4 protein-coding genes are annotated in these 4,893 nt (G+C 70.5%); 1 reads left to right on the top strand and 3 read right to left on the bottom strand.

Going from position 1 to position 4,893, the window contains the following annotated elements; all coding sequences use genetic code 11:
* The 3 genes from WBA11_RS10330 to WBA11_RS10320 all read right to left on the bottom strand — a co-directional run.
* The coding region (locus tag WBA11_RS10330; RefSeq protein WP_424520614.1) for an exopolyphosphatase at positions 1–674 on the bottom strand (674 nt) is incomplete at its 3' end.
* Between the two features lie 187 nt (positions 675–861).
* Positions 862–1,695: a 50S ribosomal protein L11 methyltransferase gene (gene prmA, locus WBA11_RS10325; protein WP_424520613.1), complete on the bottom strand. Its 834-nt coding sequence runs from the start codon at positions 1,693–1,695 to the stop codon at positions 862–864.
* 35 nt (positions 1,696–1,730) lie between these two features.
* A complete protein-coding gene (locus WBA11_RS10320; RefSeq protein ID WP_424520612.1) occupies positions 1,731–3,632 on the bottom strand; it encodes a hypothetical protein in 1,902 nt (633 codons plus the stop codon).
* 215 nt (positions 3,633–3,847) lie between these two features.
* Here WBA11_RS10320 and WBA11_RS10315 point away from each other — a divergent pair.
* Positions 3,848–4,893, top strand: a 1,046-nt coding sequence (locus WBA11_RS10315; RefSeq protein WP_424520611.1) for a hypothetical protein, incomplete at its 3' end; no start/stop codon positions are given.

Here is a 4,893-nt window from a genome sequence, read left to right as displayed (position 1 = left end):
GGTCTCGGGACCGGCCCGCCCTCGAGGCCGGAGAGCTTGGCCCTCAGCACGCCGACGCTGCCAGTCGCGACCAACGGGTCGTCGCCCCGCTCGACCGTGACGGTGCGATAGATCCGCCGGGCGTCCTCGAGGGCGGAGCGGGTCGCATCGAGGTCGGGCGGACGCGTCGAGAAGTGGCGCTCGGTCAGGCGCACGCTGCCGATGTCGACGCTCTGCCTCGCGGTCACGCCCTCGATGCGTGTCCCTCGGGCGACCTCGGTCGACCCGCCGCCGATGTCGAGGACGAGCGCGGCCTCGAGGGCGGGTAAAAGGGCGAGCGCTCCGGCGAACGACGCCGCGGCCTCCTCCTCCCCCGAGATCACGCGGTAGTCGAGGCCGAGCTCGTGGCGGACGCGGTCCTGGAGCACGCCGACGTTGGACGCGTCGCGGCTCGCGCTCGTCGCCCCGATCACGACGCGGTCCGCGTTCAGCCGCTCGGCCGTCGCGAGCGCGCCAGCCAGACGGTCTACGACGCGGTCCATCGCCTCATCCGCTAGCCGCCGGTTTGCATCGACGCCCTGGCCGAGCCGCGCGAACCGCTCCTCGTCGGCCACGACCTCGAGGACGCCATCGCCCACGTCGGCGACGACGCTCATCACGGTGTTGGTACCGACGTCGATGGCGCAGACTCGCATGGGTTGTGGGGTTGTGGGGTTGGGGAAGATGCGTGCAAGCCAACGTCGAGGACGAGAATCTGACTCGGGAAATCGGTCCGCGGCGCACCGTCCTCGAGGTCGGACCGTGCCGACCCGTCGTGGTCCAGCATCGCTCTTCAGCCTCGAGGGCGGCTGGAACTGTTCCGCGTCCTCGAGGACGCACGCCCTAATCCCTAATCCCTCTGAACACCCCGCCCCACCACTCGTTCTCGCTCGCCTCGGCCTCGAGGCCGAACCCATGCTCCTCGAGGACGCCGACCATGTGGCCCCGCTCCGTTCCGAGCAGGCCTGACAGCACGACCGATGCGCTCTGCGCTGCGCGCTCGACGAGCCCGGGAATCAGCGGCTCCAGAATCGACCGGATGATGTTGGCGACGACGACGTCGAAGTCCCGCTCGGGGACGACCTCGAGGGAGCCGCGGCGCACCTCGAGCCGGTCGCCGAGCCCGTTGAGCGCCGCGTTCTCTTGCCCGTTCGCCACGCTCCACTCGTCGATGTCGACCCCGATGGCCGCATCGGCACCGAGCTTCAGCGCGGCCAAGGCCAACACGCCAGTTCCGGTCCCCACGTCGAGGACGCGGCCTCGAGGACGGGCCTTGGCGAGCAGGCCCAGCACGATCCGGGTCGTCTCGTGGTATCCCGTCCCAAACGCCATCTTCGGGTCGATCCGCAGGATCTCACGGTCTGCGAGCGCGTCGGGGATGTCGGTCCACGACGGCGCGACCACGAACGGACCAGCCTCGATGGGCTGAAGCGCCGCTTCCCACTCCGCGTTCCAGTCACGGTCGGGGATCGTTTCCGTCTCGGCCTCGAGGTCGTGGCTCGCGAGCAACAGAGAGACGGACTCCTCGAGGGCGGGCCACGCCAGTGCGGACACGAAGGCGTCGAGGCCGGCGTCGGTCTCCTGAAAGGCGTCGAAGCCGAGGTCGGAGAGGTCGGAGAGGACCACGTCTCGCGCGTCACCGGTGACGTCGAGGGACAGGCGTAGGGTGTCGGGCATGACGTGCCTACGCTGCCGCGACGGTCCCGTGCCGGCTAGATCGAGTTCGTCGGGACCGGTCCCGGCGGCGCCGGTGGAGGTGGAGGCGCGGCGTCCTCGACGGGGGGCATTGCTGGCACGTTTGGGGGTCCGTAGACGTGGACGCCCCACAGTCGCCGGCTGCTCTCGCCGAAGTCGCCGAACGAGCGGCTCCCGTCCGTCCGGTAGCGGACCGTGTAGGTCCCGGCCTCGAGGACGATCCCGCCTCGGTACACGCGGTGGTAGCTGCTCGAGCTCTCGCCCGGCGACGTGTTGTCGCTCGTCATCTCCCAGACCAACTCTCCGCCCTCGCGGTAGATCGCGGCCCAGTCGTATTGGCTCGACTCGGACAGCTCGCCGGCGGCACGAATCTCGACCCGTTGCGGTCGGTCGAGCACGAACCGGACGCGGCGGTCTTCGTCGTCGCCCACGGAGTCGATCCGGGCGAGCAACCGCTCGGCGTCCATCAGATCGATCCCGACGACATCGTCCTCGAGGTCGAGATCGGGCTCTGGCTCTGGCTCGATGACGCGCACGTCGAACGACGCGACGTCCAGGCTCTCGTCGAGGACGAAGAGGATGGCACCCCACAGCGGCTCTGTCGGCCCTCCGCCCTCGTTGTACCCGCTGACGCAATCGTGCGAGCCGTCGGTCTCGTAGGTCAGCCGGTAGTCGCCGGGCTCCAGCGACAGCGGGACGGTGACGCGCCGGTTCTTGCTGGCGCCGCCGGCTGGTACGGCACCCATGTCGCTCATCTCCCACACGTCGTCCCAGTCCCCGTCCTCGTCGCGGCGCTCGAGCATGGCGTAGTCGTACTCGGAGCCGTACGCCAACTCGCCCACGGCGACGACCAGTAAATCCGTCGCCGAGGGCACCACGAACTCGGCACGTCGCTCCTCGTCCGGCCCGACGCACTCGAAGGACACGAGTTGGGGCAGGTCGAGGGCGGACGGATCGAGGACGGCGACGGCCTCCTCGGGCGAGGCCCGCTCCACCCGGATCCCCCACGACGAGGGCACCCAGGGCGGGTTCGCGGTCCAGTCGTCGTAGGCGTGCGACCGATCGGCCTCGAAGGAGACCCGGTAGAGCCCGGGCTCGAGCGAGAGGGTGTCGTCGAGGATCCTGTTCTTGAGCGACCCGCCGGCCCAGGCCCCCTCGCCCGACGCCTCCCACACGACCTCCTGGGAGCCCAAGCGGACGATGCTCGCGCGGTCCGCCACGACGCCGTCCGTGATCTCTGTGACGGTTCGAATCCGAACCGTAGCAGGCTCTACGACGTGGAGCACCGAGACACGGTCTTGGCGGTCCTCGACGCCGCGGCCCTGCCACACGAACGTCGGGGACGGGATGATGCTCGCGAGAGCCGGATCTCGGTCGATCCCGGACGTACGGACGTTTCGAGCCGCCTCGTTGAGCCCGTGCATGTTCATGCGCCACCGGCCGGCGTCTCCGACCCAGGAGCGGCCGCCGCGGCTCAGCGTCGCTCGGATGCGTTCTCCGAGCGACCCGTTCCGTGGGCCGGGGTCTCGGACCAAGGGGTCGCCGTAGCTGGTGAAGTAGAGGTCGTACGTCCCGGCCTCGAGGACGACCGTGTCGCGGACCGTCGCCAACGTTCCGCGCTCGGGGCGCTCCGCGTCCATCGTCCAGACGACGGCGCCGTCCTCACGCCTCACGATCCAGCCGTACGCCGCCAGCGTGGTGTCGGACGCCGGCGTGCCGACCTCCTCGAACGAGCCCACGGCATCGATCGCGAACCGTCCGGTCCCCTCGAGGACGAACGGGCGGTGCGCCAAATGGTCGGCATCGAGGGCGTCGAACGACACGTCCCCCCCGCCGTTGCCGGACGTCCCCACGATCACGGCGACGATGGCCAAGACGAGGAAGCCGACGAGCAGGATTCGAGAGAGGGCGGTGCGCACAGACGTTCGGGCGTGGATGAACGCGCTACGGGGATCGGCTTGGATGGTTGCCAATCTCGCGCCGCACCCGGATATATTCGCAACTCTGCCGGACGTCGGCCGAACACAGCGCTCCCGCCCTCGACGCCCTGCCGACTCCGTCGATCACACTCCGCCGCGCCCTTCGCGCCTCTACTGCGACGCCCCTCAAGCGGGTGGCGCTCGGCGTCGTGGCGGTGTCCCTAGCCGTCGTCGTGGCCGCGGTGCGCGTCAACGCGGTCGGGACCGGTCTCTCGGACGGTGCGGCCGTCGCCCTCGACGTGATCGCGATCGTGGGCACGGGGCTCCTCTACGCCGCCGTCGCGCGGCCCCGGACGGCCGGACCGCTCCAGACGCTGGCCGTCCCGCTCGCCGTCTCGTTGGCTGTCCTGGGGTTTACGATCGCCGTCGCCGTCACACACGACGGCACCATCGACCCCAAGACGGCGCTTCCGGCGGACACCGAGACGGGACTGTGGGGCGCCGGCATCGGGCTCGCGGAGCTCGGGCTGAGCATCATCGTGCTCACGTCGCTCCGTCCGCTCGTGCTCCACCGGCGCCGGCAGGCGACCTCGAGGACGTGGGTGGTCCTGCTCGGATTGCTCGTCGTCGCCGCACTGATGGTCGTCGGGCGGCCCCTGACAGAGCCGATGCCGGTGTGGGTCACGATCCCGATCGCGGCGTCGCTCCTGCTCGGATCTAGCCTGGCGCTGCGGCAAGGGTGGGTCGAGGAGCTCACGTCGGGGCTGCGCCTGATCGCAGCGGCGCTCGCGCTGGTGCTGGCCGCGACGCTCGTCACGCTCCTCGCCGTCCAGACGATGGGGTCCGCGATGATCCCCGTCGGGAACGGGACCGGCGCCGTCGAGGCCGTCCCCTACGCGACCTCAATGAGCCGTCCACTCGCGACGCTCGTCATCATGGCGCTGTCGTTCGGCGCGCTGTACACGTTCACGGCCGGCTTGGTCCTGCTGTTCGGGCTCCCCTCCGCCGACCTCCAAGACCAACGAACGGGCGAGCGCCGCGCGCTCCGCTCCCTGTCCGACCTGTCGGGCCGCGTCCTCGACCGGGAGGCCTTGGCGTCTGCGGTCGCCCAAGGTCCCGTCGAGGCCGGCCTCGCCGACGCCGCCTGGGTCGCGCTCACGGACCCGGCCCACGGCTCGATCACGCCCCGCGTCCAAGCCGCGTCCGGGATCGACCTCGAGGCCGCGGCAAACGCCGTCGACGTCGACGCGCTCTACCGAGC

This window comes from Rubrivirga sp., from assembly GCF_049648075.1.
In the GTDB taxonomy this organism is placed as follows: Bacteria; Bacteroidota; Rhodothermia; order Rhodothermales; family Rubricoccaceae; genus Rubrivirga.
This window is presented reverse-complemented; position numbering and strand designations above follow the sequence as displayed.

What these genes read in the sequence shown, in the direction of transcription:
- prmA (WP_424520613.1), bottom strand. Translation starts at nt 1,695, where the DNA reads ATGCCCGACACCCTACGCCTGTCCCTCGACGTCACCGGTGACGCGCGA.